This window comes from Dyadobacter ginsengisoli DSM 21015 (genome assembly GCF_059568735.1).
This window is the reverse complement of the sequence record NZ_JCANTY010000004.1, coordinates 63165-88493: the sequence shown is the minus strand read 5'-3', so window position 1 is coordinate 88493 and position 25329 is coordinate 63165. Positions and strand designations below refer to the sequence as shown.

General features: G+C 48.7%; 29 protein-coding genes. 19 read left to right on the top strand and 10 right to left on the bottom strand.

The features are described from left to right. Positions 1-110: 110 nt before the first annotated feature. From BP71_RS15595 to BP71_RS15580, 4 genes are all read left to right on the top strand, one after another. Positions 111-398 (top strand): hypothetical protein, encoded by a 288-nt coding sequence (locus BP71_RS15595; protein ID WP_496380755.1) that lies wholly within the window; start codon positions 111-113, stop codon positions 396-398. A gap of 131 nt (positions 399-529) precedes the next feature. Further along, positions 530-2065, top strand: a complete 1536-nt coding sequence (locus BP71_RS15590) for an MFS transporter (RefSeq protein ID WP_496380753.1) — start codon at positions 530-532, stop codon at positions 2063-2065. A gap of 40 nt (positions 2066-2105) precedes the next feature. Beyond that, the gene (locus BP71_RS15585) at positions 2106-2360 is read left to right on the top strand and encodes a DUF6814 family protein (RefSeq protein WP_496380751.1); all 255 of its coding nucleotides are present in this window, start codon (positions 2106-2108) and stop codon (positions 2358-2360) included. 117 nt (positions 2361-2477) lie between these two features. Beyond that, positions 2478-3656: a thiolase family protein gene (locus tag BP71_RS15580; protein ID WP_496380749.1), complete on the top strand. Its 1179-nt coding sequence runs from the start codon at positions 2478-2480 to the stop codon at positions 3654-3656. 3 nt (positions 3657-3659) lie between these two features. On the opposite strand, the gene BP71_RS15575 is transcribed toward BP71_RS15580, so the two are convergent. Then, a complete protein-coding gene (locus BP71_RS15575) occupies positions 3660-4163 on the bottom strand; it encodes a GtrA family protein (protein ID WP_496380747.1) in 504 nt (167 codons plus the stop codon). 212 nt (positions 4164-4375) lie between these two features. Between BP71_RS15575 and BP71_RS15570 the strand changes: the two genes are divergently transcribed. Both BP71_RS15570 and BP71_RS15565 read left to right on the top strand, forming a co-directional pair. Continuing rightward, a complete protein-coding gene (locus BP71_RS15570; RefSeq protein WP_496380746.1) occupies positions 4376-4894 on the top strand; it encodes a hypothetical protein in 519 nt (172 codons plus the stop codon). 11 nt (positions 4895-4905) lie between these two features. After that, on the top strand, positions 4906-5445 hold the full coding sequence (locus BP71_RS15565; RefSeq protein ID WP_496380744.1) for a hypothetical protein: 540 nt from the start codon (positions 4906-4908) through the stop codon (positions 5443-5445). Positions 5446-5458: 13 nt separating this feature from the next. On the opposite strand, the gene BP71_RS15560 is transcribed toward BP71_RS15565, so the two are convergent. From BP71_RS15560 to BP71_RS15550, 3 genes are all read right to left on the bottom strand, one after another. Then, positions 5459-6415: an SMP-30/gluconolactonase/LRE family protein gene (locus tag BP71_RS15560; protein ID WP_496381843.1), complete on the bottom strand. Its 957-nt coding sequence runs from the start codon at positions 6413-6415 to the stop codon at positions 5459-5461. Between the two features lie 114 nt (positions 6416-6529). Beyond that, a complete protein-coding gene (locus BP71_RS15555; RefSeq protein ID WP_496380742.1) occupies positions 6530-8047 on the bottom strand; it encodes an alpha-amylase family glycosyl hydrolase in 1518 nt (505 codons plus the stop codon). After that, positions 8034-8621 carry a Maf family protein gene (locus BP71_RS15550; RefSeq protein ID WP_496380740.1) on the bottom strand — a complete coding sequence of 196 codons (588 nt, stop codon included), beginning with the start codon at positions 8619-8621 and terminating at the stop codon, positions 8034-8036. The genes BP71_RS15555 and BP71_RS15550 overlap by 14 nt, the downstream gene beginning before the upstream one ends. A gap of 160 nt (positions 8622-8781) precedes the next feature. On the opposite strand from BP71_RS15550, the gene BP71_RS15545 reads away from it, so the two are divergent. Beyond that, positions 8782-9240: a MarR family winged helix-turn-helix transcriptional regulator gene (locus BP71_RS15545; RefSeq protein WP_496380738.1), complete on the top strand. Its 459-nt coding sequence runs from the start codon at positions 8782-8784 to the stop codon at positions 9238-9240. A gap of 57 nt (positions 9241-9297) precedes the next feature. Beyond that, on the top strand, positions 9298-9906 hold the full coding sequence (locus BP71_RS15540; protein ID WP_496380736.1) for a YceI family protein: 609 nt from the start codon (positions 9298-9300) through the stop codon (positions 9904-9906). Positions 9907-9997: 91 nt separating this feature from the next. Here BP71_RS15540 and BP71_RS15535 read toward each other — a convergent pair whose 3' ends face one another. After that, the gene (locus tag BP71_RS15535; protein ID WP_496380734.1) at positions 9998-10447 is read right to left on the bottom strand and encodes a type I restriction enzyme HsdR N-terminal domain-containing protein; all 450 of its coding nucleotides are present in this window, start codon (positions 10445-10447) and stop codon (positions 9998-10000) included. Positions 10448-10498: 51 nt separating this feature from the next. Here BP71_RS15535 and BP71_RS15530 point away from each other — a divergent pair, with 51 nt between their 5' ends. The 6 genes from BP71_RS15530 (at position 10499) to BP71_RS15505 (ending at position 14073) form a co-directional block, all read left to right on the top strand. Further along, complete coding sequence (locus BP71_RS15530) at positions 10499-11272, top strand: AMP nucleosidase (protein ID WP_496380732.1); 774 nt, start codon at positions 10499-10501, stop codon at positions 11270-11272. Between the two features lie 86 nt (positions 11273-11358). After that, the gene (locus BP71_RS15525; protein ID WP_496380730.1) at positions 11359-11730 is read left to right on the top strand and encodes a globin domain-containing protein; all 372 of its coding nucleotides are present in this window, start codon (positions 11359-11361) and stop codon (positions 11728-11730) included. A gap of 93 nt (positions 11731-11823) precedes the next feature. After that, the gene (locus tag BP71_RS15520) at positions 11824-11958 is read left to right on the top strand and encodes a type II toxin-antitoxin system HigB family toxin (protein ID WP_496380728.1); all 135 of its coding nucleotides are present in this window, start codon (positions 11824-11826) and stop codon (positions 11956-11958) included. Between the two features lie 2 nt (positions 11959-11960). Next, the gene (locus BP71_RS15515; RefSeq protein WP_496380726.1) at positions 11961-12326 is read left to right on the top strand and encodes a helix-turn-helix domain-containing protein; all 366 of its coding nucleotides are present in this window, start codon (positions 11961-11963) and stop codon (positions 12324-12326) included. Positions 12327-12374: 48 nt separating this feature from the next. Then, positions 12375-13790, top strand: a complete 1416-nt coding sequence (locus BP71_RS15510) for a CCA tRNA nucleotidyltransferase (protein ID WP_496380724.1) — start codon at positions 12375-12377, stop codon at positions 13788-13790. Positions 13791-13875: 85 nt separating this feature from the next. Next, entirely contained in the window at positions 13876-14073 is a 198-nt protein-coding gene (locus BP71_RS15505) for a hypothetical protein (RefSeq protein ID WP_295921514.1), read from the top strand. Here the strand turns inward: BP71_RS15505 and BP71_RS15500 are convergent. Then, positions 14070-15350, bottom strand: a complete 1281-nt coding sequence (locus tag BP71_RS15500) for a DUF2851 family protein (protein WP_496380722.1) — start codon at positions 15348-15350, stop codon at positions 14070-14072. The genes BP71_RS15505 and BP71_RS15500 overlap by 4 nt on opposite strands. Positions 15351-15474: 124 nt before the next feature. Between BP71_RS15500 and mtgA the strand changes: the two genes are divergently transcribed. Next, positions 15475-16161 (top strand): monofunctional biosynthetic peptidoglycan transglycosylase, encoded by a 687-nt coding sequence (gene mtgA, locus BP71_RS15495; protein WP_496380720.1) that lies wholly within the window; start codon positions 15475-15477, stop codon positions 16159-16161. Positions 16162-16204: 43 nt separating this feature from the next. Here mtgA and BP71_RS15490 read toward each other — a convergent pair whose 3' ends face one another. Then, complete coding sequence (locus BP71_RS15490) at positions 16205-17449, bottom strand: hypothetical protein (RefSeq protein ID WP_496380719.1); 1245 nt, start codon at positions 17447-17449, stop codon at positions 16205-16207. Positions 17450-17824: 375 nt separating this feature from the next. Between BP71_RS15490 and BP71_RS15485 the strand changes: the two genes are divergently transcribed. The 4 genes from BP71_RS15485 to BP71_RS15470 all read left to right on the top strand — a co-directional run bounded on the left by BP71_RS15485 (position 17825) and on the right by BP71_RS15470 (position 22744). Further along, on the top strand, positions 17825-18844 hold the full coding sequence (locus BP71_RS15485; RefSeq protein ID WP_496380717.1) for a T9SS type A sorting domain-containing protein: 1020 nt from the start codon (positions 17825-17827) through the stop codon (positions 18842-18844). A 30-nt stretch (positions 18845-18874) separates the two neighbouring features. Further along, entirely contained in the window at positions 18875-20512 is a 1638-nt protein-coding gene (locus BP71_RS15480) for a hypothetical protein (RefSeq protein WP_496380715.1), read from the top strand. Positions 20513-20646: 134 nt separating this feature from the next. After that, on the top strand, positions 20647-22278 hold the full coding sequence (locus BP71_RS15475; RefSeq protein ID WP_496380713.1) for a hypothetical protein: 1632 nt from the start codon (positions 20647-20649) through the stop codon (positions 22276-22278). 133 nt (positions 22279-22411) lie between these two features. Next, positions 22412-22744, top strand: a complete 333-nt coding sequence (locus BP71_RS15470) for a hypothetical protein (protein ID WP_496380711.1) — start codon at positions 22412-22414, stop codon at positions 22742-22744. Here BP71_RS15470 and BP71_RS15465 read toward each other — a convergent pair. The 3 genes from BP71_RS15465 to BP71_RS15455 all read right to left on the bottom strand — a co-directional run bounded on the left by BP71_RS15465 (position 22699) and on the right by BP71_RS15455 (position 25290). Beyond that, positions 22699-23652: a glycoside hydrolase family 43 protein gene (locus BP71_RS15465; RefSeq protein ID WP_496380709.1), complete on the bottom strand. Its 954-nt coding sequence runs from the start codon at positions 23650-23652 to the stop codon at positions 22699-22701. The genes BP71_RS15470 and BP71_RS15465 overlap by 46 nt on opposite strands. A 38-nt stretch (positions 23653-23690) precedes the next feature. Further along, on the bottom strand, positions 23691-24365 hold the full coding sequence (locus tag BP71_RS15460) for a hypothetical protein (protein ID WP_496380707.1): 675 nt from the start codon (positions 24363-24365) through the stop codon (positions 23691-23693). Between the two features lie 82 nt (positions 24366-24447). Next, positions 24448-25290: an endonuclease/exonuclease/phosphatase family protein gene (locus BP71_RS15455; RefSeq protein WP_496380705.1), complete on the bottom strand. Its 843-nt coding sequence runs from the start codon at positions 25288-25290 to the stop codon at positions 24448-24450. Between the last annotated feature and the right edge of the window lie 39 nt (positions 25291-25329).

Genomic DNA, 25329 nt, shown 5'->3' with positions numbered 1-25329 from the left:
GTGTCAATTATTCATGAAATCTTTCGACAGGAAAGAATAACCGTTGGAGTAGTAATTTAATAATTTTAGGTCGTACGTTTAAAATTGAACCTTTTAACTAAGAAACTGTCATGATACGCGAAAGTGGAGAACTGGCCTTTGCTGACATCAGCGAGGCAATTTTAGAACCAGCTGTTTTCCCTGACTACCAAGGGAGCACGAAAAACACCCGTCCGGTAGCGCAAGATCCGTACGGAGATGATGACGAGGATGAAGAAGAAGACGATGATCAGATCGATGATGAGAAAGTAATCGACGAGTATGATGATGATATAGATGACCGCGAAGTGGTGATCGAGGACGGAGACGAGCTGCTCAGACGGCTTGACGATTTCGAAGAGGATGATGACGATTTTTGATAATCTATTCGGTGCAGCCGATCAGCCTCCGGGAAATGTTCCCGGAGGCTTTTTGTTGGGCCTATGAGTAATGAAAAGGCGGTTGTGCCTTATTCAGCTAAATTGTTTAATTCCTCACCTTTCCTAAACCCATGCGTTCCAATCATCCAAATGTTACACAAAGCATTACGCAGGTAATTGCTGCATCTTCTTTAGGTACTTTAATTGAGTGGTATGATTTCTACATTTTTGGTAGCCTGGCCGTCATTATCGGTCAGCAGCTTTTCCCAAGTGACGCCGGTGCATCGGCTTTGATCAATACCCTGGCGATTTTCGCGGCCGGGTTTATTGTGCGGCCTTTCGGGGCATTGGTCTTCGGTCGTTTGGGCGATCTTATTGGCCGGAAATACACGTTTCTGCTAACGCTCGTGCTCATGGGCGGCTCCACGTTCCTCATCGGCCTGATCCCTTCCTATTCAAGCATCGGTTATGCGGCGCCGATCCTGGTGCTGATCCTCCGCCTCGTGCAGGGGCTCGCGCTCGGGGGCGAGTACGGAGGCGCTGCCACCTATGTAGCGGAGCACGCACCCGTCGGCAGGCGCGGCTTTTTTACCAGCTGGATCCAGACCACCGCAACGCTGGGTCTGTTTCTTTCACTGGGCGTGATCGTTCTGACCAAGAACCTGTTGGGTGCAAAAGCCTTCGCAGACTGGGGATGGCGCATTCCTTTTCTGGTATCGATCCTGCTGGTGGTCGTGTCAATTTACATCCGGATGAAAATGCACGAGTCGCCGGTGTTCTCGAAACTGAAAGCGGAAGGTAAAGTTTCGGCCAATCCGTTGAAAGAGAGCTTTCAGAAAAAGGCGAATTTTAAAATGGTACTGGTCGCACTGTTCGGTGCTACCATGGGACAGGGTGTCGTTTGGTACACCGGTCAGTTTTATGCACAGTCGTTCCTTGAAAATACCTGTAAGCTGGATTTTAACGAGTCGCGCTACATTCTCCTGTGGGCCATCGTATTTGCGACGCCTTTCTTCGTGATTTTTGGCTCGTGGAGCGATAAGGTGGGGCGTAAATGGATCATGCTAACCGGTATGTTGCTCGGTGTCGTTTGTTACCGGCCCATTTACCAGTATTTCCTGGACGTCACCAATGTAAAGGAAATGCAAAAGACCATGTTGCTGAACGAATCTGAGCCGCTGGTGGAGCGTGTGCTGGTCAAAGATAAACTGGACTCGCTGATCACGACAACAGTCACCAAAACGCTGACCAACGGAATGACTTTTAAAGAGTCGAAAGTGGTGGTCATTCCGGAAGACGTCCTTGCACCGGTGCCTGATCCCGAGATTGTGATTAAAGATGTGACTCTTTCGCAAGGGTCGTATATTATGGTGATCCTGCTGGTGTTCTTTCAGGTTGTGCTGGTTACGATGGTGTATGGGCCTATTGCCGCGTTCCTGGTAGAACTGTTCCCGACCCAGATACGCTATACTTCCATGTCGTTGCCGTATCATATCGGAAACGGGGTGTTTGGAGGGCTGGTGCCCTTTATCGCGACACTCATCGCCTCCTTCCAGGGGTCTACGCCGCTGTCGGGGCTCTGGTACCCGATCGGCATTGCGGCGCTTTCGTTTGTGATAGGGGCAGTGTATATCGACAATCGCCGGGATGAGCATGTGATGGACTAATATTTTAAAAAGAATTTGTCATCTTAATAACCAATAGAAAATGAGTGGTTTAAAGAAAATACTGGGTCTTTTGTGGATGCTGCTGGGGCCTGTCATTATTATCTTCCTGTTTATGCAGGCCTCCGACAAGATCGCGGAAGCGGCCGAAGGCATAGCCCGCACCAATACTACGCTACAATGGTCGATCATCATCCTGATCTTCATTCCGATCTGTACCGGGCTTGTCATCTTTGGCAACTATGCATGGAAAGGCGAGTACGATCATTTGCCGGAAAGCTCAGCGGAGCTGGAATGAGTTTAAAGTTTGTGAGTCTAAAGTTTATGAGTGGAAGGGTTTATAGTTAAATTGGGCCAATCAAGTTCAGGTCCATCTAATTTTAAACTCATCAACTCATAGACTTCAAACTCCATTATGAACGAGGTTTTCATTTTATCTGCTGTCCGCACTCCGATAGGAAGTTTTGGGGGAAGTCTTTCTTCAGTCCACGCTGCGAGGCTGGGTGCTACGGCTATACAGGGTGCTATTTCCAGATCGGGCATTGAAGTTGACACTGTCGATGAAGTGCTGATGGGGAATGTCGTATCCGCAAATCTGGGACAGGCTCCGGCCCGCCAGGCAGCGATTTATGCCGGGTTACCTGCTTCTGTGATCTGCACTACCGTCAATAAGGTCTGCGCTTCTGGGATGAAAGCAGTTGTTTTTGGGGCGCAATGCATCCAGTTGGGCGATGCAGAGATCGTGGTGGCGGGTGGAATGGAGAATATGTCGCAAATCCCTTATTATCTGCCCAAAGCGAGAAACGGATACGGCTATGGCCACGGCGAAGTGATCGATGGCTTGCTGAAAGACGGGCTGACGGATGTATATGATCAGATAGGCATGGGTGTTTGCGGGGATCATACCGCGTTGAAATACAATATTTCCAGGGAAGACCAGGATGCTTACGCGATCAGGTCCTACCGGCGGAGTGCCGAATCGACCACGAATGGTTATTTCTCGCGGGAGATCGTGCCGGTAGATGTTGCGGGTAAAGGCGGTGAAATCGTAACGGTCGGGGAGGATGAAGAATACAAGCGGGTCAAGTTTGAGAAAATCCCATTGTTGAAGCCTGTGTTTTCAAAAGACGGAACAGTCACCGCCGCGAATGCGTCGACTATCAACGATGGTGCTGCTGCGCTGGTATTGGCGGGGAGTAAGACAATTCATGCCAAGAATCTGAAACCCGTGGCCCGTATTGTTGCTTATGCCGATGCCGAGCAGGAGCCGGCCTGGTTTACGACCACGCCCATTCTGGCTACGGAAAAGGTGTTGAAAAAAGCGGGGTTCTCGCTTTCCGATATTGACTATTTTGAAGTGAATGAGGCTTTTGCAGTAGTGGCACTGGCCTATATCAACGCTTTGAAACTGGATGCGGAAAAGGTAAATGTGTTGGGAGGAGCAGTTTCGCTGGGGCATCCGCTGGGTGCGTCCGGAGCCCGGATTATCACCACATTGTTGTCGGCACTGGAAAAAAACAAGGGTAAATATGGTCTTGCCACCATTTGCAATGGCGGGGGAGGGGCTTCTGCAATAATCGTGGAGCGGCTGTAATAATCAGCGGATCAGGACTTTCAGACGGTTGTAAAAACCGGTGCTTTTGAAAGTGAAAGTTTTGTGCAGAATGTAGTTGCTGATAAAGCTGAAACCCATCCCGATCACATAGCATACCATTTCGGTCACATTCACTTCCTTTTTGGCAAAGGGAAACCTGACTTTATATACCTCCATCCCGAAATAGTCGATCAGCAGTTTCGATGAGCCGATGGTAAATGCCCAGGTAATAAACAGGGATACCATCGATACCATCAGGAACTTCACCATTTCGCGGCGAGTCTGATTGCTGCGACGCGCGTCGAATGCAAACAGCTTCGTCAGTGTAAAACCCCACACAAAGCCTACAAGATAAGAAGGCACGATGGATTCACTCCAGGAGATGTTGAACCAGTCCTGAATGAGACTGCTGGAAACTAATTGGATCAATGCACCGGTACCCGCAACAAGAAAATAGGCTATGATATCTTTGGGATTGAAAATCTTGCTTTGCTTTTGTTGGGCCACTGGTGTGATAGTTAGTTAGAAAGGCGTTTAATCGAACGTGGCCCCAATATTAGAAAGAAAATGATCTGGAAACAAAACCAGCCTCTGAATTTGAGTGAATGGATTTTGACCCGAAACAGCGTGGTATGGTACTGTTTTTGTAACCAGATGGTTATAGCTGCTTCCGGTAATGTTGGTCCGGAAAGTTTTGTATAACCCAAATCGGTGTCATTATGAATAAGTTGTGTGTGTTATTACCCTTGCTGCTATCCTCCTTCATTTCTTTTGGTCAGGCTCAAAAATGGGCCGTGGGTTTTGAGGCAGGTGAGCCTATTGCCATCAGTTTGAGGAAATATGGTGACAAGAATGCGCTCGATGTAAGTTTTGGTACCTATTTGGGAATGTTCAAGGGAAAGGATAATTATAAAGTCAGTAACGACGACCTGGGCGGGTTGGGCGTGATGTTGAATGTGACCTATCTGTGGTACGCGCCATTGTTCAACGGGCGGATGAGTGCCTACGCCGGTCCGGGTGTGCAGATCAACTCCCGCAGGTACTACCCCGACCGTAATGTGAGATCTGTTTATACGACCAATATCTCGACCGGCCCGTCTGCAACTGCCGGGCTCGAATTCTTTTTCGCCCAAAAACCGACGTCATTTTTTATCGAAGGAGGCGGTTACCTTGAATTTATCCCCAAATTCTTTTACTTTAATCCCGCGCTCAGCATAGGTTTGAGGCATAACTTTTAACGGGATATCCAGTGAAAAAACTTTATATAGGGGCTGCGATGGTTGCATGGGTAGCCGTCGGTAGCTCGTGCTCGGCAACATTGCAGCGCCGGTATGACCAACGCCATGGTACTTCGTCGGCAACGCCCGCATCCGATCGCTCTACCCGCACAGGCGAGAGTGACCGGGATACCCAGTCGGGGGATGTCGCTTACAGAAAGGATTATGACCGGGTTGCAGACGGTAATGCAGGAGGCAATACCGCCCCTGTGGCCCATGGTAATGCAGATTACAATCAGCGTACGTTGAACCAATATGCTGAAATGGATAAGCTGGGAGAAATAGTGCTGTACGAACTGGACATACTTGACAACCGCTACAACAACCTTCTGAGCGAATACCGGAACGCGAAACCTTCGGCCCGCCAGGTTATGTCGATGGATCTGGACAAGATCAGCGACGACCGGCTTATACTTTACAAGGCGTACGTCAATATCTACCGGAATGGGAAAGCCGACTGGGTAACGGTGAAGAAGGATGTCGAAAACACACTTCGGTCTGTCAGGAAGTAACGAAAAAGCAACTTTACCAGCCTGCGCCTTGGGTGTTGGTCTTCACCCTGCACACATAGCCATCGACGGTCATGTATAATGTGGAGCCATCGTTTCCCCAGGCGCAGTTGGAGGTGAGTTCCCCCATTTCGATCCTTCCCAGCAGTTTCCCCGTGGGACTGAGGATAATCATGCCGCCGGGGCCTGATGACCAGAGATTACCGTCTTTATCGATTTTAAGCCCGTCTGGCAATCCCGGCAGACCGCCTTTACCCATCGCGGTGGCATCATAAATCAACCTGCCCTTACCTGCATTGCCGTTCGCATCGATCGGGTAAGCCATCCAGATCGCCTTTCCCGGGTCCGATTGCGCTACATATAATGTTTTTCCGTCGGGTGAAAAAGCCAGACCGTTCGGGCGGCTCAGGTCACTTACCTGCATAGTCACTTTTCCGTCTTTGTCGATGCGGTAAACGCCAAATTGCGGGATTTCGCGGGTCGGGTCTTCATGTTTTTTGGCAAGGCCGTACGGAGGATCGGTAAAGTAATAGTCGCCGTTGCTATGTTGTACCACATCGTTGGGGCTATTGAAGCGTTTGCCTTCGAAGTGAGCAGCCAATGTGATCTTGCCCCCTACATTCAGCGGCATGGCGGAAATGCGACGATCGCCGTGCTCACAGGAAACCAGGCGCCCCTTGTTGTCGATGATCAGGCCATTGCTTCCCGGTTCATCGCTGTAAACGCCGCGTCCTGTATATCCCGACGGTTCTAGAAAAACTGAGAGTCCTTCCTTTTCATCCCATTTGTAAATCTTGTTTTTAGGCACATCGGAGAACAGGAGATAGCCGCCGTCCCTGACCCATACAGGCCCTTCCGACCATTCGAAGCCCGAGGCGAGCACTTCGATCCTGGCACTTTTGGGCAACAGTTTTTCAAAGGATGGATCTTCATAAATGATCTTTCCCATTGTGGGGTAGGACTTCTGGGCCATGGCAGAACATGTCAGTATGACGAACAGGCAAAACGGAATAATTCCAGTTTTCATAAACGGAGCATTGAAGAACCGACGGAGATTTAAACCAAAAAGAACCGGATCCCTTATTCCCTACTGATCGGCGTTTATCGGTGCTGCGAGGATCAGGGTGGCGTAAGGAGCAAGGGTGTGGTTTTGTAGCGCATTTTGCCGGGCCGGGTCCGTTGAAAAAACAATCTGTTTAAAGCCAGACTTATCAGCTGGTAATGTTATTTCCAGGGGTGACGCGGCGAGATTATGAATGATAATCAGCGACCGCTCCGCATGTGGACGCAAATAGGCAAGGACCTCTTCATGGCCAAGATCCAGAGACAGGAGGTTGGGAGCCAGCACCTGGCTCAGGGCCGGTTCGCTTTTTCGGAGGGCGATTAATGTTTTGTAGTGGTTAAAAACAGATCCCGGATCAGTCATTTGAACGGAAAGCGGCTGTAAGGTTTTAAGCGTCGTGAATTCGGGTTGAATCCAGCTTGCACGCTGCGGATCGTTTTCGAGCTCCGACCAGAGGAATGGTTCCCGGATGTATGGGTCGGGTTTGCTGCCTAGCATTCCGATTTCTTCACCATAATAAATATAGGGTTGGCCAGGGAGGGTCAGCAGAATACTTGCCGCCAGTTTGATCTTCCCGATATTACCCGCCACCACACTGCCGATCCGTTCCTGGTCATGATTGGTGAGCATAATGGCGTCTATGAAAAGCGGATTGTATTTTTGAAACAATACAAAACTGGCCATAAGTTTAGGAATGAGCCCTTCGTTTTTCTCTCCGGTCAGGATACGCTGTAACGCAAAACTGAGGTCGAAATGGAACGCGGCATTGAGGTGCCGGAAGTAGGGGGCGACTTCTTCGGTTTCTGCCCACACTTCGGCCACGGTAAATGCACCCGGTTTGGATTCATTCACTACCCGCGAAAAAAACTCCCAGAAACCGACGTTCATCTCCTTTTCCCAGGTCGGGTAAATGTGCCTGGCGGCATCGAGGCGAAAACCATCCACACCGACGTCGTTCAGCCAGAACCGTACTATTTTGGCAATTTCTTCCCGCAGTGCTTCCGAATGATAGTTGAGATCGGGCATTCCTTTGTAAAAGAGCCCGTAGTATTTCTCGTCGTCTCCCGGATTTTCGTGCCACGGGCAAACCACCTGGGAATCATCCGAGGTTTGCCGCTCCGAAATACCGAGCTCGTCGATTTGTGCCTCTGTCATCCACCAGTAGAAATGGCGGTAAGGATTGTCGGGGCTTTTGCGGGCCTCGGTGAACCAGGGGTGCAGCGTGCTGGTGTGATTGACGATGAGATCCAGGTAAACGGCTATGCCTCGCTTGTGCGCTTGTGTGAGCAGGTTTTTAAAATCATCCATCGTACCTAATTCGGGGTCGATGGCGTAGAAATCGGTTACATCGTATTTATGGTAACTCGGCGAGGGATGGATGGGCGTGAGCCATATCGCCTCTATGCCGAGCGAAGCCAGGTAGTCGAGCTTGGAGATGATGCCTTTGAGATCCCCGATCCCGTCGCCATTCGAATCGCAGAACGAACGCACAAATATTTCATAACAAACCCTGGGAATATGTGCTGATTTATCTGCGATCATAACGGAAATGCGGTTTCAACAATTGGTACACCACCTGGGCGGGCAGGCCCATGATCGTGTAGAATGACCCCTCGATTTTTTCGATCCCTACCATCCCGATCCACTCCTGGATACCGTAGGAGCCGGCTTTGTCAAACGGTTTGTAGTTCTCAATATAGTAGTTGATTTCCCAATCTGCCAATTCCCGGAAGTAAACTTCCGCTACGTCGGATGCCGTTTGAATTGTATTGTCCCACAGAAGGCTTACGGCGGTGATGACGGTGTGGTGTCTTCCGGAGAGCATTCGCAACATCCTGAAGGCATCTTCGTGATCGACAGGCTTGGCGAGGATATGGTGATCTGCGATGACGACGGTGTCCGCAGAAAGTATCAGTGCGTCGGGGTGCAATCCCCGGAACTGTTCGGCTTTCTCTCTTGAAATGTAGCCTGCAACTCCTTCGGCCGGGAGATCTGGCGGGTGACTTTCGTCGGTCGGGAGTACGCTGACCGTGAATTCGAAGCCGGAATCCTGTAATAACTGTTTTCTCCTGGGGGAATTGGAGGCGAGGATGAGCGGCTTGGTTAATTGAATCATATTTTATTTTTCATTGATTGTCAGTGATCTGTGTTTAATTTTTAGGCTTTTCGGAAAGTTTCTAAAAATATTTTGCACACCACTGAACTATTCTCTCAATAATAGATGTTTCTACATTAAATGTATATACATAATTATTTACATTGAACTAATACCGGCTATGTCCATTGAAACTGATATAAAGCAAAAAAAATTTCGAAGCCCATATCAAAGGTTGGCATTAAACCTGGTTTATACCACCAACTGGCTCGAATATAAGCAGCTTGAATTTTTCAAGGAGCATGATATCACTGCGCAGCAATATAATGTGCTGAGGATCCTGCGGGGCCAGCAGTCGAATGCGATCAAGGTGAGTGACATTACCGAGCGGATGCTGGACAAAAATTCGAATACGTCGCGACTGGTGGATAAGCTATTGGCCAAAAACCTGGCTAAGCGTACGTCTTGTCCGAGTGACAGGAGGGCGGTGGACGTTGTGATTACGGAAGAAGGGCTTGACCTGCTGAAAATGCTTGACCCGTTCATTGAGGAATGGGAGAACCGTTTCAACATCATTACTCCGGAAGAGGCAGACCAGATCAGCGCGTTGCTGGACAAGCTGCGGGAGGCGGAACATTAAACTTTAAAACACAATTAACACAATCCATAAATCAATTCAATTTAAATGAAAACTACAATGAAATCCGTTAAATTTTTTGTTGCATCTCTTGCCGTAGCTTTGTTTGTATCTTCTTCTGTTTCAGCAGATAATGACAAAAAAGCTACTAACCTGAAAGTGAACACCTCTAAAAGTGAACTGACCTGGCTGGGTAAAAAAGTAACCGGCGAGCACACCGGTAAAATCACTTTGAAAGAAGGTACGATCACCCTGGATGGCGCAAAACTAACCGGTGGTAAATTCGTTGCCGACCTGAACAGCATCACCTGTACTGACCTTACCGACAAAGAGTACAATGGTAAACTGATCGGCCACCTGAAATCGGATGATTTCTTCGGTGTGGAGAAACACCCGACTGCTACTTTCGTGGTAACGAAGGCAACTCCTAAGGCAACAGGTGTTTACGATGTAACAGGTGACCTGACGATCAAAGGCATTACCAAGCCGGTAACTTTCCCTGTAACTGTAAAAACTACTGCCGCCGGTGCAGAAGCTACTGGTAAACTGGTCGTTGACCGTTCTAAATACGACATCAAATACAACTCGAAATCATTCTTCGATAACCTGGGCGACAAAATGATCAACGACGATTTCTCTATCGACGTGAAACTGGTTGCCGGTAAATAATTACCGCGGACGGTTGCCTGGTATCAACCGTCTGCTTTGTATGACCTGAATGTTGAAAGAACCTGTCCGTTTTGGGCAGGTTCTTTTTTTATCAGCTATTGAAGTCGCGGTATTGGGGGAAATCGTCAATGAAATGGATCCGGCCCTTCACAGCCTGGAAGCAATAGTGACTCATTCCGTTGGTAACGGCCAGGTATTGAGGTTGTAAGGTGAAATTGTAGCGACTGATCTGAGCAAATGTGGCTTCGGTAACATTCACGAACGGTGCTTTGCATTCGACCAGCAGGAATGGCAATGCGTTGTTCGAAAGTACCATAATATCGGTACGTTTGGCCAGCGTATTGTACTGAAGGCCGGTTTCGATCGCGAAGAGGGATTTCGGATAACCGTAATGCGTAATCAGCAAATGGATGAAATGCTGGCGTACCCATTCTTCGGGTGTGAGCATGACGAATTTCCTGCGTATAATGTCGAAAATATGCGGTTTCCCGTTTACCTGCTTAACTTTGTACGCAAATCCGGGAAGATTCAATGATTCCATAAAACGAAGATAGTCATCACCGGATACCTCGCCAACAAACCTGCCGAATTCATGAACACCAAGGAACAAATCGTCGAAAACTGGCTCCCACGCTATACGGGTACGCCTGTGGAGGAATTTGGAAGCTATATATTGCTGACCAACTTCGGGAATTATGTGACTATGTTCGCCGAGAAATTTGGTGTGGAGATCAAAGGGCAGGGCCGGGCGATGCAAACGGCCACAGCGAAGGACATTACCATTATTAATTTTGGAATGGGAAGCCCCATGGCTGCCACTGTCATGGACCTGTTGTCGGCTATCGACCCCAAAGCGGTGTTGTTTTTAGGCAAATGCGGCGGGTTAAAGAAGACACAGGTAGGAGATCTGATCCTACCCATCGCCGCTATTCGGGGAGAGGGTACCAGCGATGACTACATGCCTTCTGAAATCCCGGCACTGCCTTCTTTTCGCTTGCAAAGCACCGTTTCTGCCAGCATCAAAAAACACAAACTGGATTACTGGACCGGCACTGTTTATACGACCAACCGCCGGATCTGGGAACACGACGACAGCTTCAAGGAATATCTGAGAGAGGTGCGCGCAATGGCGATCGATATGGAAACGGCGACGATTTTTATTGTCGGTTTCGCCAATTCCATTCCCCATGGCGCATTGCTGCTGGTGTCGGACAATCCGCTGGTGCCGGAGGGCGTCAAAACGGAGGAAAGCGATAAAAAAGTTACGTCCAGCTATGTGAAGCAACACCTGGAAATCGGTATCGAGGCGCTTACGGAACTTGCCCGTTCGGGAGAGTCGGTGAAGCACCTGCGGTTCGAGAACTGATATTGGTCATACAGCCACAGGGAACCCGATCCGGTAAATTCGGGGTTGTACTGCCGGTAGGCCCATGAATCCCGGCCGATCAACCTATGGAAAACCTGACATTATATGAGCGCATTGGTGGTGACCTGGCGCTGAGACAACTCACCGATAAATTTTACGACCTGGTATTTGAGCACGAGCTCATTTCCAGACTTTTCAAGAGCGATAAGGATCTTATCAAGGAAAAACAGCGCCTTTTTCTCACCCAATTCCTCGGAGGTCCGCAGTTATATTCCGATGTGTACGGACATCCGATGATGCGTGCGCGCCACATGCCGCATACCATCACCGAAGACGATGCCGTTGCCTGGCTTCAATGCATGGCCGCGGCTGTTGGCGAATTACCGATCAGCAAAGAACTCAAGGATGAGTTGTTCGACCGGTTTCCGCGGACGGCGTTTTTTATGGTGAATAGTTAACAATCTTTTCTACATCACGTTACCTTTTCAGCATTCTTTCGTCTAAATAGTGTTCCATATTTGGGAACATTGTATTTTTGTTTTCCATGCCAGATGAAAAGAATTTTTGCCAAAGGAACGCTCCGTGATTTTTGGGAAAAACACCCCGAAGTTGAGCAGAAGCTGGTATTTATCCGATTTATTGGCTCGCATGAAGAATACGACAAAATTGACGCTAATTCGATTTGACCATGCTGAAATTGATCAAAACAGAGGAGGAGTATAACGTCGCATTAAAGCGACTGAGAGAGCTTTTTGATGCGCCAATCGGCACGGCGGAAAGCGACGAGGCTGATGTACTGGCCTTGCTGGTCGGTGCATATGAAGATGAACATTACCCGATAGAACCACCGGACCCGATTGAAGCGATCAAAATTCGTATGGAAGAAATGCAGCTTAAACAGGTCGATCTTGTGGAAGAAATGGGAGGGAAAAACCGGGTATCGGAAGTTTTGAATAAGAAAAGAAAGCTGAGTATTGAAATGATCAGAAATCTTTCAAAACGCCTTAATCTATCCCTACATATCTTGATTCAAGACTACCAGCTGGCACAGTAATGTAACGGCCCGCTTCATGTCGAATTAAGAATTCTTTACCTTTGCGGCATGAATCTGAAAGAGCATTTGATACCATACCCGGTTCTGGAAATTGTTACAGCGGCTGCCAGGGAGCTGGGTGTGGAAGCCTATATCATCGGAGGGTTCGTCAGGGACCTGATACTCAAAAGGAATAGCAAGGACATCGATATCGTTTCCATCGGAAGCGGCATTGAACTGGCCGAGATGGTGGCCAACCGGCTGGGACCCGATGTGTTTGTGAGTGTTTATAAAAACTTCGGCACGGCCCAGATCCGTCAGGGCGACCTGGAAATAGAATTTGTAGGGGCCAGGAAGGAATCCTATCGGTCCGAATCACGGAAGCCGGCGGTAGAAGATGGCAGCCTGGCCGACGATCAGAACAGGCGCGATTTTACGATCAATGCCATGGGGATCAGCCTTAATGAGAGGACGTTCGGTGCGCTCGTCGATCCGTTTGAAGGAATAAACGACCTCCGCAAAAAGATTATCCGAACGCCACTCGATCCGGAGATTACATTTTCCGACGATCCGCTTCGTATGATGCGCGCGATCCGGTTTGCCAGCCAGCTGAATTTCGACATAGAACCCGACACCTTTGATGCGATCATCAAAATGAAGGAACGCATTGCGATCGTGTCGATGGAGCGCATTTCCGACGAACTGAATAAGATCATTCTTTCCAAAACACCCTCCTACGGGTTCAAGTTACTGTATCATGCAGGGCTATTATCGATCATTTTCCCGGAAATGGTGGAGTTGCAAGGCGTAGAGCATATCGAAGGGAAAGGGCATAAGGACAATTTCTACCATACATTACAGGTGCTCGACAATGTGTCGCAGGTGTCGGACGACCTCTGGCTGCGCTGGGCGGCTATATTGCACGACATTGCGAAGCCGGCTACCAAGAAGTTCGATAAGCGGAACGGTTGGTCGTTTCACAATCATGAAGAGGTGGGCGCGCGTATGGTGCCGGTGATTTTTCGGAGGATGAAGCTGCCGCTGAACGAGAAGATGCGTTTTGTGAAAAAGCTGGTGCGGCTGCATTTGCGCCCTATTGTGTTGTCCAAAGAGGATATTACCGACTCTGCGATGCGGCGTTTGCTGGTAGAGGCAGGGGAGGATATCGAATCGCTGATGAATCTTTGCCGGGCTGATATTACCTCCAAAAACCCCGATAAAGTGCGGCGGTTCATCAGTAATTTCAATCTGGTCGAACAGAAGCTTAAGGACCTGGAGGAACGGGATAAACTGAGGAATTTTCAGCCGGTGATAACCGGGGAGATGATCATGGAGGCGTTCGGTCTCAAGCCTGCACGCGAGGTGGGTGTGATCAAAGAAGCGATAAGGGAGGCCATTCTGGAAGGGATTATTCCCAACGAGCATGGGCCGGCATTTGCATTCATGATCAGTGAGGGAGAGAAAATGGGTCTCAGACCGGTGTAAATCAGATTTTTTGCCTGATACCCGTTGTGGCCTGCGCTAATTTGATATTTTTGCAAACTTTTTAATCTCCTCATAGATACATTCCATGGAAAACGCCCAGTTCAAACGTTTTTTCGGTTCATTGCTTACCATTTTAGGTATTGCAGTCCTGTTGTTTGCCTGCATCGCATTCTTGTCCGATAAGCCGGTTTTAGGTCTGACCGTTTCTAAATGGGAGTCGGTGGTGCCGTTTCTGGTGGGTACTGTCTTTTTATTGACGGGCGTAAACCTCGTAAAGGGCTAAGCACTGCGTATCAGTGCACCGCCTACGGTGCATTCCAGGCACCGGCGCTGCGAACAGTAAACGTTGCTCCATTCGATCAATGCCTGGGAGTCGGCGGCAGTTTTTACACGCATATCCAGGGAGGCCCAGGCGCGGGTGATGCGATTGTTTTCAGCCGGTATTTCAGAAAGCCAGTAGATCGCCTTGTCCATCAGCTCCGGTTGCTGCCTCAGCTTGGAATAGGCTACCAGCAGTGGCACTGCGGCATTGATGATCAGCAGATCTGCCGCCCCGGAACCCATCACCGGAACTTTCGCGCGCGCTTTCTTGGCAAACAGATAATGCTCCCGCCAGTAAGCCGATTGTTCGATCTGGAATAAGCTTCGCAATTCTCCAAAACTTTCGGACGTCACGAAGCGGTTGAGAAACCCGCCCGAATTGCTCAACAGGCTGGCAAACTGTGCCATTCGAACAGTCGGAAATCCTGCTGGCCGGAGTTTTGCGTATTTCCATTCGTGGGGTGCCATCGTATGGGGGTGTAATTGATATTTGGCACCCAAAAACCGAAATTCTTTCTGCAACTGCCTGACATAAATATCGGGAGAATTGTCGGCCAGCAACCCCGCGCAGCCAAACAGCAATGCCTCAATCTGAATAAGCCGGTCGGCATGTTTACGGACCAGCTTCCAGGGCAGGATGCCGGTGAGCCGTTGAAAAGGGGCATCATTGAGTTTAAATCCCAAATGCCTGCCCAGCCACTGGTAGGTAGTTTGATCCCAGTCATTTTGATTGACTTCCAGTAATTTGGAAACCTCCCGGGCTTTCCGGTCAAGTCTCTCCAGTAAAACCCTGTCGAGCATGGAATATTTCAGGATTGGGTCGGCGCTGGCGAAGAGTTTCGCGCAGGGGATCGTTTCCTGTTCATCCTGCAAACTCCTGTATCTTTCCAGTACCGCTGCTTTTACTAACCCATTCAATGACAGCGTAGGGACCGGGGTGCCGTCCTTTCGCATCGCCGGTTTGTCATTTTCCCAAACCACATGCAATATTACCCCGTCGTAGGCGGCATTCCGTTCGTGGGCGTGCAAAAACCAGTCGGAGCTTTTGATATGGATTTCAATGCTTCCTATCCATAACACGCCGTCGATAACCAGGCGCGCCTCGGAGAAGTCGGGGCCGGCGTTGCTGTTTCGCTGACCGGGCCTGATGACGGAAAGCGGGAGTTTTTCGTCGGTAGCGAGCCCCGTCTTTTCGAAGTACTGGAACCTCCAGATAAAACCGAGTAAATCTTCATGCATATACAGCGCTGTCGAAAAATTTGGTGATTAAGGCATTTATTTCTTTGCCTAAACCTGATTAGTTTCTGTTCTTTGTACGCTGTTTTTGTTACTTGGTTTCTTTTTGTAGAAGTAGAAAATTTTTATGCTCCGCCGTCTGCAATTTATTGCGCTCAGAATTCTTATTGCTTTTTTTGTCATTTCGATCGTTTGGGTGGTTATTTTAAGATTTTTGCCGATCTGGGTTACACCCTATATGATTTCGCGGAAGATCGATGCATTCAAGGCCGATGAGGACACCGGGATATACCATGACTGGGAGCCTTATGAGAATATTTCGAAGGAAGTGGCGTTAGCGGTGGTCGCATCGGAGGACCAGAACTTCCCAAGGCACTGGGGATTTGATTTCGATCAGATTTACGATGCCATGACCGAGGATCGGAAACGGGCACGCGGGGCCAGCACCATTTCACAGCAGGTTGCCAAAAACGTTTTTCTGTGGCACGGACGAAGTTATGTCCGGAAAGGCTTGGAAGCGTACTTTACGGTTCTGATAGAGGTTTTGTGGAGTAAGGAGCGAATCCTGGAAGTGTATCTCAATGTAGCTGAAATGGGGAAGATGACATTTGGCGTGGAGGCGGCCTCATTGCGTTACTATAATAAATCTGCTAAACGGCTTACCCGCTACGAAGCAGCGCGGATAGCCGCTGTTCTCCCGAACCCTATTCGTTTTTCGGTACAAAACCCTTCCGGATATGTAAATAAGCGCACTAATCAGATCGTGCGGCAAATGCGCTATCTGGGCGGGCAGAAGTATCTCGCTGACCTTTGAGCCAGCTTACGCTGCAAGTGCACATTCATCAAATTTTGATTTACTACTCACGTCCCCTTTCACCTGGCCTGGCGCTTTCCCTGGACGACCGGGGAGTGGCCTGCTGCTGCGGCTGACGTGTCGACGGCCTGGTTGCAGGTCGCGATGTTTCCGGCCTTGACGGCGCGGGCCTCGCAGGTGCCGGCCGGTTAGGCGAAGGACGGGAGACCTCGGGCCGGGTTACTGCGGGACGGGAAGTACCTGGTCTTGTTACCGCAGGGCGTCCGGTTTCAGGGCGGCTGTTGCCATTCCCGGGCCGGGTGACCGACGGACGGGAATTTCCCGGTCGCGTGGTGACCGGCCGGCTGGCGCCAGGGCGACCGGGGCTTGGTCTGATCACCACGGGCCTGCCAGCCTTATCAAAGTTTGGCAAACGTTCCCGGGTGGTGGGAGCTTTGGGATACCTTTTGACGAACAATGCCGATCCCTGCCGTGCTGCCGACGGGCGCGAGTAGGTGTTGCGATAGTCGCCCCGCGTGTAGCGTGTACGCACGATCATCGAGCGGGAGCGATAATTGCCGCCATAGTAGCGGTTATGCCAAACCGGATTGCGGTACGACGGCCAGCGACGGAAATGGCCATTGTAATAGTAATGCCAGTGGTAATGGTAGCCATAGTAATAGTGCCAGTATCGCGGCCTCCATGGTTGCCAGTAGCTGGGATAGTAATGCCATCTCCATGGTGAATGCCAGATCACATATTGCGGGACGAAAATAAACCGTACAACAGGCCACGCCGAGACATAGGTGACATTCTGCTGAACGCTGGACCGTTGCACTTCACGGTTTCCGGAGTAGCCGGGATTAGGGGTTTCCGAAACAGCGCCTGATTGGGAATTGGGTTCGATAATATAGTCTTTTCCATACAGGTCCTCATCGCCCACCAGCTGTATCCACACTTCACCGTCTTCTTTTTTCTCCACATAGAAAGCCGCCACATCCTGATCCTCCGTTTGGCTTACCGCAACTTTGAGCGTGATGGTGTGAAGGTTGCCATCGACATTGTCCTCCACCCGGATATAGTCTGTCTGCTCGTCGCCATCCAGGTCCAGATTATTGATCTCTGAGTCTTCCTCATTCAGTTTTCTTTCAAAACCTTCCAGTGTTTCGGACTCCTGGAACAACTTCAGGACAGCATACAAATTGAGATTATCCCCGGGAAGATCCAGTTTTTCCTCTTCTGCCTGTGCGCGTGAGGTGCCCTGGCCAAGCAGGAGAACGGCGAGTATGGTGAAAATGAGGTTTTTCATAGTTGAGCATGTTTGGAGCAAGGTATCGAATTAGTTTATTTAACCCAAACTCTGTTGGACATCGCCTTAATGACATTCCGGTTGTCAGGGGTACGTGCCAACTGAATACAACTCACCAGTATGGCGGCAACTTTCCATACGGGGGTATCCAACGATCCGGTGACTTCGGTAGAGCGATCAAAGGACGTGTACGCTATACCGGGAGTTCTTCGCCGGAGCACATTCGAATCGACGCAGGTTGCCCTGTGCTTCGTTTAGGCTAGATACCGATAAGTCAATGCTGATAACCTGCCACTCAACGAATTCCTATCTATTCAGTTAAAGCGGTGATTTTTGATTTTTGCTTTAACTGTAAATGATAAACATGCTATGAAAATGACAAAAATCTGGGTCGGCCTCGCGATGCTGACCGGTGTTTTGATGCCACAATTTCTCCGGGCACAAAACGTGACGCTCAACATCAATGCAGCCCAGCCTTTCATTTTGAACGGGGAAACGGGCTTTCTGGATGTGTACTTATGTAACACGGACCAACTGGATATCGCTGTTCCTCCCAATCGTATTCGGGTGCTTGCAAGTTTCCCGACCAATCTGGTTATTGAAGGGATAACGAACGAGGATGGTACTGAGGCGCTGGATTTTGATGTCCTTTTTACGAACAACGACGACAGTGAAGGCGCACACGATATAAATGTGCAATACAAACCGGCCCTCGCCAACCTGACCTGCGTCACATACCGCATACGTGTGAAAGGTAAAGGCGTAGGTACGGGCCCGATTCTGGCCAGTTTGAGTTTCGCGATGCCAATCAACAACAATACCGGGGACGATAACAGTACCTCAAGTATAGCGGTGCAGGTTAACCTGCCCGTCACTTTGAAGGATTTTAATGCAGAGCGCAAGGAAAACAGCGCTTTTTTGAGCTGGTCAACAACCGATGAAGTGAACAGCGACCGGTTTGATGTGCAACGCAGTGTCAATGGCAAGGACTGGGCAACCATTCAAACTGTACAAGCCGCAGGAGAAAGCAACCTGACGCGCGATTACAGCGCAGTAGACGAAAAGCCGCTCGAGGGCGAAAACCTCTATCGCCTGAAAATGATCGACAAGGACAGCAGCACTGCATTCAGCAGCGTGCGGAGCCTGAAGTTCGAGGGAGTCCCTACAAAACTTTACCCAAACCCGGTAACAGATTTTCTGCACCTCGAGAGCAGTGACTGGGAAGCGGTTTCAGCGGTAACGATATATAATGTGAATGGACGGGCTGTATACAAGTCCAGCACAAAGCCCGAGTCCACGATTGATATCCGTTCTCTATCCCCGGGTGTTTACAATGTCAAAATCAGGAAGACGGGCGGGACGGAAAGCAGTTACCGCATTGCGATTGCTAAATAGTTGATCCATTCACTTATATCTGCTTGTAAAATGAAAGCGACTTTACCTTTATTGATATGCACATTCCTTTTGTGCTCGCTATGTGCGGATGCGCAGCAATTCTCCCCAACCGCTGGTGGGACATGCTATAATTGTCATCCAGCGAATTATACTATGGACAAATCGCCTAGTATATCGGATGTCTGGAATCCCTTGGGAAGTTTAGATGACAAATGGAATCTTCCAGGTTTCCTTTTGCCAATTCCTCCATCTTCTTATTCGCAGAGCTTACCTTCAGGTCAGGGAAAAAATTCATTTGTTACATTAAAGACCTCGACGGGTATTTATGATGATAAATTATACATTACCATTACCGGTTTTATTGTTGGTAAAACATATGAATTCCGTTATAGCGTACTTTCTGCAAGTGTACACTACGAGGCGGGAAACAACTCACCTTTCGGAGAATCTGCAACAATGGATATTGTTACTGTTAACCAAAATCCTGTGGCATCACACACAACTAATTTTCCCGCAGTTAATCGAAACAAATGGATTGATAATGTAATTACTTTTGTACCATCAGCATCGACTCTTCAATTTAGACTTTCCGGCGAGACATCCGGAGCATCGGCAGGCTATGTAAATTTCTCTATCGATAAATATCCGTTTGATTGTATGCTGCCTAACACACAGGTTGAAATGGGGAGAACATCATTTGAGACCATATTCCCAGGCGATAAGATGGACTTGTATACTGTTCAAATTAAAAGTCCCACCCCGGAAACAGGTGAATTGGTCTGGAAGTTAGGCTCTCTGTCAACAGAGCCAACTTTGACGGCGGACGAAGCTTCTCATGTTCCTATTTCAAATCCAGTAAACGCAGGTAATCAGTACTACTTTCCATTTTATTATGCCAAGGACTTTAATTGTTACAACGTACCAGTGTCGCAACTTGGGGTCCAGTTTATGCACGTTCCAACGCAGGTATCACTAAAAAGTGCATATACCGCAGTGTCATGTACAGAGCCCACCGCGGACTTAACCAAACTGATAGACAATCCAGTAGCCCCGGTTGTCTGGTACACCACTAATAACCATCAACAGGGTACTGGTGTATTCAATCCGCAAGCGGCTCCACCGGGAGATTATTATGCATTTTACTACAATATTGGTAAAGGAGGATTTTCTTTGAATGGTCTATATGGCAAAAGCCTCTCCACTGCATACGTAAAGGTCGAGAACCCGATCATGCCCGGTACGCCCGATTTAGGTCCTACTTTGGATATCAACTCCCTGATTTTTCCTGCGAACGGGAACAAAGATTTTGTTGTGAACATTTTCAACACCGCTGGCAATAGCAACTGCTCAGTATTTTTCAAAATTTTGAAATCACCTGGCTTTACAATTTCATATAGCACCGAGGCAGGCACATCCAACGTGAACGGAGGAGTATTCAATAATAACGACTTCTGGACTTTTTCGGAGGATCCCAGCTTTATCACTGTAACGTCAAAATACGGGATTGCCGCCAATGGCTATTCTGCAATTGGTTTCAAGATTACCCGTAAGGCAAATACACCCGCTAACTCGGCTCAGAACATTACGGTGACGATTCCCCAGCAAGGCGGAGGCGGGGAAATTAATACCACGAATAATGCGGTTATGCGAACTGTAACAGGCATTTAGTTTTTTCGCAAGTGGTTTGAATAGTGGTTCTTTTCAATACATTAAAAGGAACCGCTATTCATATCCTTTCGCGCAATGAGTAGAAACTACGAGAGTAAAACAATCCATCCATTTCACACATTATCGGTTAATCCATGAAAGCGATTTTATCTTTATTTACAAGTCTTCTCCTTCTTTGTTCGCAGCTGGTATATGCGCAGCAATTTTCTCCTACGACGGGCGTGCGGTGCGCAAATTGCGTCCCAGCGAATTACAAAGCTATCGGTACGCCGTTTATATCGGACATACATAGGCCTGGCCTTAATGCTAACTCTCCAAATTATTTTTGGGATATTTATGATAGTCTCGCAGACACTCCTCCATCACTCTATTCACAGCAATTGCCGGCCGGACAAGGTCAGAATTCTTTCGTGTCATTGAAGACATCAGAGGGAGCGCTGAACGACAAACTGTATTTGGATGTAAGTGGATTTGATGTTAATAAGACTTACACATTTAGGTATAGTGTTTGCGCACTTGGTATGTATGACTATCCTGGCCCCGTGTCACCTTATGCAGAATCTGCAACGATGGAAATTGTCACTGTTGGGCAATATCCAATCGAAACGATAGCCTCACAAACTACCGCTTTTGACGTAAACAATATACAGCATTGGACCAAAAGAGTTATTACTTTCAAACCAGCGACCTCAACACTCCGGTTTAGACTTTCAGGTAAAACACCCGGTCAAACGCCTGGCTATGTGCATTTCAGTATCGACAAATATCCGTTGGATTGTCAGCCATCGAATGTTCAGGTTGAATTGGAACAGTCGATTATCGAAACTCCTTTCAAAGGCGATAAACTAGACTTATCCACTGTCCAGATTAAAGGAGCCACACCGGTAAACAATGTAGTTGCCTGGAAGTCGAGTTCTAATTCAACTGACCCCACATTGACTGGATCGCTTTTGTATAGTGCTCCTACATCAAACCTGGATCCTGCCAATTTGAAGCCATACTATGCGTTTTACTATGCTCCAGGCTTAAACTGCTACAATCCAGCTGTTTCCCAAGCACAACTGAATTTCACGTATGTGCCTACTCAGGTGGCGTTAAAAAGTAATTCCGCGTTTATTTCATGTACGGAACCAACTGCCGATCTAACGGCATTGCTCGATAATCCGAAAGGGGGCGTAGTATGGTTTACTACAAACGCACATGCGGGAAGCATGGTACAGAATCCCCAAGCTGTTCCGGTAGGAGATTACTATGCATTCTATTACAGTAGTACAAAGGGAGGGTACTCTCTTCCTTCGAATCAGGTGTCTATTGCACAGGTAAAGGTCATGCCCGGTACGCCTGATCTAGGTCCTACTTTAGATATCAACTCACTAATTTTTCCTGCGAACGGGAGCAAAGACTTTGTTGTGACGATCTATAACAGCGCGGGCAATAGCAACTGCTCTGTATTTTTCAAAATTTTGAAATCACCTGGCTTTACAATTTCATATAACACGCAGGCAGGCACATCCAACGTGAACGGCGGTGTGTTAAATAATAACGATTTATGGACTTTCTCGGAGGATCCCAGTTTCATCACAGTAACATCAAAGAATGGCATTGCCGCCAATGGCTATTCTGCTATCGGTTTCAAGATTACACGTAAGGCAAACACACCCGCCAACTCGGCTCAGAACATTACGGTGACAATTCCGCAACAAGGCGGAGGGGGAGAAATCAACGCCGCGAATAATGCGCTGATGAGGACTGTAACAGGGATTTAATATCTCTTGTAAGTCCTCACATAGCGGTTCCTTTTGATGTATTCAGAAGGAACCGCTACTTTTATTAGGCAGGTCCATTCATAAGGGATGAATGGGATGAGTCTGAATGTTATTTCGCAAAAACCTAAGAGGGATGTGGTCCATGCAAACACTTTGGTTCGAAGTCGCCGTCGTCAGCGTCATCTATGCGGTCGGGAATATTCTGTTCGGGCATTTTGAGGAGCAAACACCCAAGTGGCGGAGAATAGCCAAATATTTGCTGACCATCGCCGTAGTTTTAGTCCTTTCCACTTACCTTGGAAGGACGGTTGCCATGACGTTTCTCGCTGCGTTTGCAGTACCGTTTGCATATATCCACGGTTACTATCTGCCCAAAAAGAAGGGTATCAATGGCTGGACAGGCGAGCCCAAGCGGAAGTATTACGAATTCCGGGGTTGGGATACGAACGTGTTTGATAGAGAGTGAATGCCCGCCGAGGTCATCACAACAGGCCGGATCGTTTCATCTTCATGGTAGTATAAAAATTCGAGGCAAACTGAGCGATGGTGGCTGTCCCCGTCGGGTAACGCGCCATTGTGGTAGAAAAAATAGTCCCTTCCTTTGAATTCGACGATCGCCGGGCGGTTCGTTTCACAACGGAACGGTACTTCGTTGATCACCCCCTTGAATTCCCATGGGCCCATAATGCTTCTGCTCATCACATAAGCGACCTTTTCCGGAGTCTGGTAACCATAGCACAGATAGTACCAGCCATTTCGCTCATGAATATGTGCGCCTTCCTGGAAGCCAGGCAGGTTAATGGATTGGATTTCTCCGTCCAACTCGACCATGTTCTTTTTCAGCTTTACAAAATAGCATTGGCCATTTCCCCAAAACATATACGCGTCACCGTCACGATCTACAATAACCGTCGGGTCCAGGTTCGCTTTTTCGTTCGGTGGGGCCGCCAGCATATCATGGGTGACCAATGCAGAACCGCGGGCATCCACGAAGGGGCCAAGCGGACTTTCGGCCATCGCGACACCGATTGCCTTGCCCGGGACGGAGGCGTGTGAAACCGCTACGTACCAATAGAATTTGTCGCCGGCCCTGATCACCCTGGATGCATAGGCATCGCCCTTGGCCCAGAGGAAGTCGGTCGCATTGAGAAGAAGCGAGTGGTCTCGCCAATGGATCATATCCTGCGTCGAGAACGCGAGCCAGTTGTTCATCATGTATTGATTCACTCCCGGGGGAGCCTCGTCATGCCCGGTGTACAGGTAGAGCGTATCGTCGACCACCAACACGGTGGGGTCGGCGGTGTAGAAATGTCGGATAACGGGGTTGCCATGAAGTTCGTTGAGTACCATAGCCAGCCATTTAAAGGTTTTCACGCCATTGTTTAAAAAGCCATGCCTGGAATCCGCGGGTGTTACTTTCTCACGACGTCCTTGCTGCGTTCCTTAAGAAAACGGTAGTTTCGGTGATGCGCCAGCGAATGGTCCAGCTTTTCGAGCAGCCCTTTACCTTTGAAGGCATACCAATAGCCCTTCAGCAGGTAAAGGCTTACGTAGGATTGCGGGTGATTGCCGATAAACGCAGCAGTCTCGCTCATCAATTGATCGCGCTCCTGTGCCTGCCGCGCGACCCAGTATTGAGCGCTGTCGGCTTGGCTTTTTTTGCGCGCACGAGCCTCGGCCAGAACGAAAGTATCGAGTCTTTTGTCGGAGGGTGCCTGGATCGTGTTTCGGAAAGTCACCCATTCCATATTGCTCCGGGAGCGGGTTACCCGCGATTTCGAGAGGTCAGTCGTGTCAATTCTGATTTCGGTCCCCGGTTCAAAGAAGAAGGTCAATGCGCCTTTCTTCTGAGATACCTGAAACTGGTAGAGATCAGGCAGCAGGTCGGGATCCATCCGCAGATGTGTGGTATCAAACCCCAGTTTAATCGAATGCACTATGGCAGCGAAACCTTTTTCACGCGTCAGCAGAATGGCTTTGCGGTCATTCCAGGCTTTGGGAGCAACGATTTTGATTTTGACGTTTTGCGAAGCGGTGAATCCTGTCATGAGCAGACCCAATAGTAATGCAGCGTAAATTTTGCTCATGGCGGATCGAAACGGAGGTAAACAAGTAACCGGCTGCCGAATATAACAAAAATCCGACAGCCGGTCATCAGAAGACGAAGACCTATTTTATCTCCACCTTCACCAAAACAGGCTGGTGGTCAGAAGGGTACCGCTGGTCTTTTGCGTCGGTGAGTACACCGTATTTCAACACATCGATATTCTTGCTGACAAAGATATAGTCGATGCGGTTTTTCATCGGTGCATCAAACTTGAAACTGTTGAATGTGCCTTCCGGTCCGTAAGGTGCTTCTTTGGTTACGTCGTGTGCGTCGCCGAGGAAGCTGCTGATGGTTTTGATCTGCTCGGTTTCAGGTGTGGAGTTAAAATCGCCGGTCAGGATGGTAGTGGCGTTTCCTGCGATTTCCTTCATTTTCTTCACCATCAAATGACCCGACTGCCTGCGCGCTTCCACACCCTGGTGGTCGAAATGCACGTTGAAGAAGAAGAATTTCTTTTTGGTATTCAAATCCTCAAATTGCCCCCATGAGCAAATGCGGTTGCAGCAGGTAGCGTCCCAGCCTTTCCCAGGTTGATCGGGTGTTTCGCTCAACCAGAAGTCACCCGATTTGAGTAATTTGAAACGATTTTTTTTGTAAAAAATGGCAGAATGTTCTCCGCCTTCCTTGCCATCGTCACGGCCTTTGCCGTAGTAAGTAAATCCGGGAAGTTCGGCGACGTCTTTCAACTGTCCGACGAGTGCTTCCTGAACGCCAAAAATATCGAACTCGTGAAAGCGTACCAGTCCCTTGACATTCTCCTTGCGGTTGGGCCAGGCATTTACACCGTCATTGGGGGTGTTGTAGCGCAGGTTGTAGGATCCTACGTTGATAATAGCTGTTTTCTGGGCAAACGACGCATCGGCGAATGCGAGGAACACCAGCAGGTAAAGGGCAATTTTTTTCATTGGGTATGGATGATGATTGATTAATTATAAAACAAGAGA

Excerpts from the sequence above, each read along its gene's own strand:
- mtgA (WP_496380720.1), top strand. The coding sequence starts at position 15,475 with ATGCTCCGCCGTCTGCAATTTATTGCGCTCAGAATTCTTATTGCTTTT.
- BP71_RS15460 (WP_496380707.1), bottom strand. The coding sequence starts at position 24,365 with ATGAGCAAAATTTACGCTGCATTACTATTGGGTCTGCTCATGACAGGA.
- BP71_RS15485 (WP_496380717.1), top strand. The coding sequence starts at position 17,825 with ATGACAAAAATCTGGGTCGGCCTCGCGATGCTGACCGGTGTTTTGATG.
- BP71_RS15550 (WP_496380740.1), bottom strand. The coding sequence starts at position 8,621 with ATGATTCAATTAACCAAGCCGCTCATCCTCGCCTCCAATTCCCCCAGG.
- BP71_RS15560 (WP_496381843.1), bottom strand. The coding sequence starts at position 6,415 with ATGGCCCAGAAGTCCTACCCCACAATGGGAAAGATCATTTATGAAGAT.
- BP71_RS15545 (WP_496380738.1), top strand. The coding sequence starts at position 8,782 with ATGTCCATTGAAACTGATATAAAGCAAAAAAAATTTCGAAGCCCATAT.
- BP71_RS15570 (WP_496380746.1), top strand. The coding sequence starts at position 4,376 with ATGAATAAGTTGTGTGTGTTATTACCCTTGCTGCTATCCTCCTTCATT.
- BP71_RS15475 (WP_496380713.1), top strand. The coding sequence starts at position 20,647 with ATGAAAGCGATTTTATCTTTATTTACAAGTCTTCTCCTTCTTTGTTCG.
- BP71_RS15540 (WP_496380736.1), top strand. The coding sequence starts at position 9,298 with ATGAAATCCGTTAAATTTTTTGTTGCATCTCTTGCCGTAGCTTTGTTT.
- BP71_RS15510 (WP_496380724.1), top strand. The coding sequence starts at position 12,375 with ATGAATCTGAAAGAGCATTTGATACCATACCCGGTTCTGGAAATTGTT.
- BP71_RS15555 (WP_496380742.1), bottom strand. The coding sequence starts at position 8,047 with ATGATCGCAGATAAATCAGCACATATTCCCAGGGTTTGTTATGAAATA.
- BP71_RS15505 (WP_295921514.1), top strand. The coding sequence starts at position 13,876 with ATGGAAAACGCCCAGTTCAAACGTTTTTTCGGTTCATTGCTTACCATT.
- BP71_RS15490 (WP_496380719.1), bottom strand. The coding sequence starts at position 17,449 with ATGAAAAACCTCATTTTCACCATACTCGCCGTTCTCCTGCTTGGCCAG.
- BP71_RS15590 (WP_496380753.1), top strand. The coding sequence starts at position 530 with ATGCGTTCCAATCATCCAAATGTTACACAAAGCATTACGCAGGTAATT.
- BP71_RS15470 (WP_496380711.1), top strand. The coding sequence starts at position 22,412 with ATGTGGTCCATGCAAACACTTTGGTTCGAAGTCGCCGTCGTCAGCGTC.
- BP71_RS15480 (WP_496380715.1), top strand. The coding sequence starts at position 18,875 with ATGAAAGCGACTTTACCTTTATTGATATGCACATTCCTTTTGTGCTCG.
- BP71_RS15585 (WP_496380751.1), top strand. The coding sequence starts at position 2,106 with ATGAGTGGTTTAAAGAAAATACTGGGTCTTTTGTGGATGCTGCTGGGG.
- BP71_RS15580 (WP_496380749.1), top strand. The coding sequence starts at position 2,478 with ATGAACGAGGTTTTCATTTTATCTGCTGTCCGCACTCCGATAGGAAGT.
- BP71_RS15520 (WP_496380728.1), top strand. The coding sequence starts at position 11,824 with ATGAAAAGAATTTTTGCCAAAGGAACGCTCCGTGATTTTTGGGAAAAA.
- BP71_RS15525 (WP_496380730.1), top strand. The coding sequence starts at position 11,359 with ATGGAAAACCTGACATTATATGAGCGCATTGGTGGTGACCTGGCGCTG.
- BP71_RS15515 (WP_496380726.1), top strand. The coding sequence starts at position 11,961 with ATGCTGAAATTGATCAAAACAGAGGAGGAGTATAACGTCGCATTAAAG.
- BP71_RS15535 (WP_496380734.1), bottom strand. The coding sequence starts at position 10,447 with ATGGAATCATTGAATCTTCCCGGATTTGCGTACAAAGTTAAGCAGGTA.
- BP71_RS15595 (WP_496380755.1), top strand. The coding sequence starts at position 111 with ATGATACGCGAAAGTGGAGAACTGGCCTTTGCTGACATCAGCGAGGCA.
- BP71_RS15500 (WP_496380722.1), bottom strand. The coding sequence starts at position 15,350 with ATGCATGAAGATTTACTCGGTTTTATCTGGAGGTTCCAGTACTTCGAA.
- BP71_RS15455 (WP_496380705.1), bottom strand. The coding sequence starts at position 25,290 with ATGAAAAAAATTGCCCTTTACCTGCTGGTGTTCCTCGCATTCGCCGAT.
- BP71_RS15530 (WP_496380732.1), top strand. The coding sequence starts at position 10,499 with ATGAACACCAAGGAACAAATCGTCGAAAACTGGCTCCCACGCTATACG.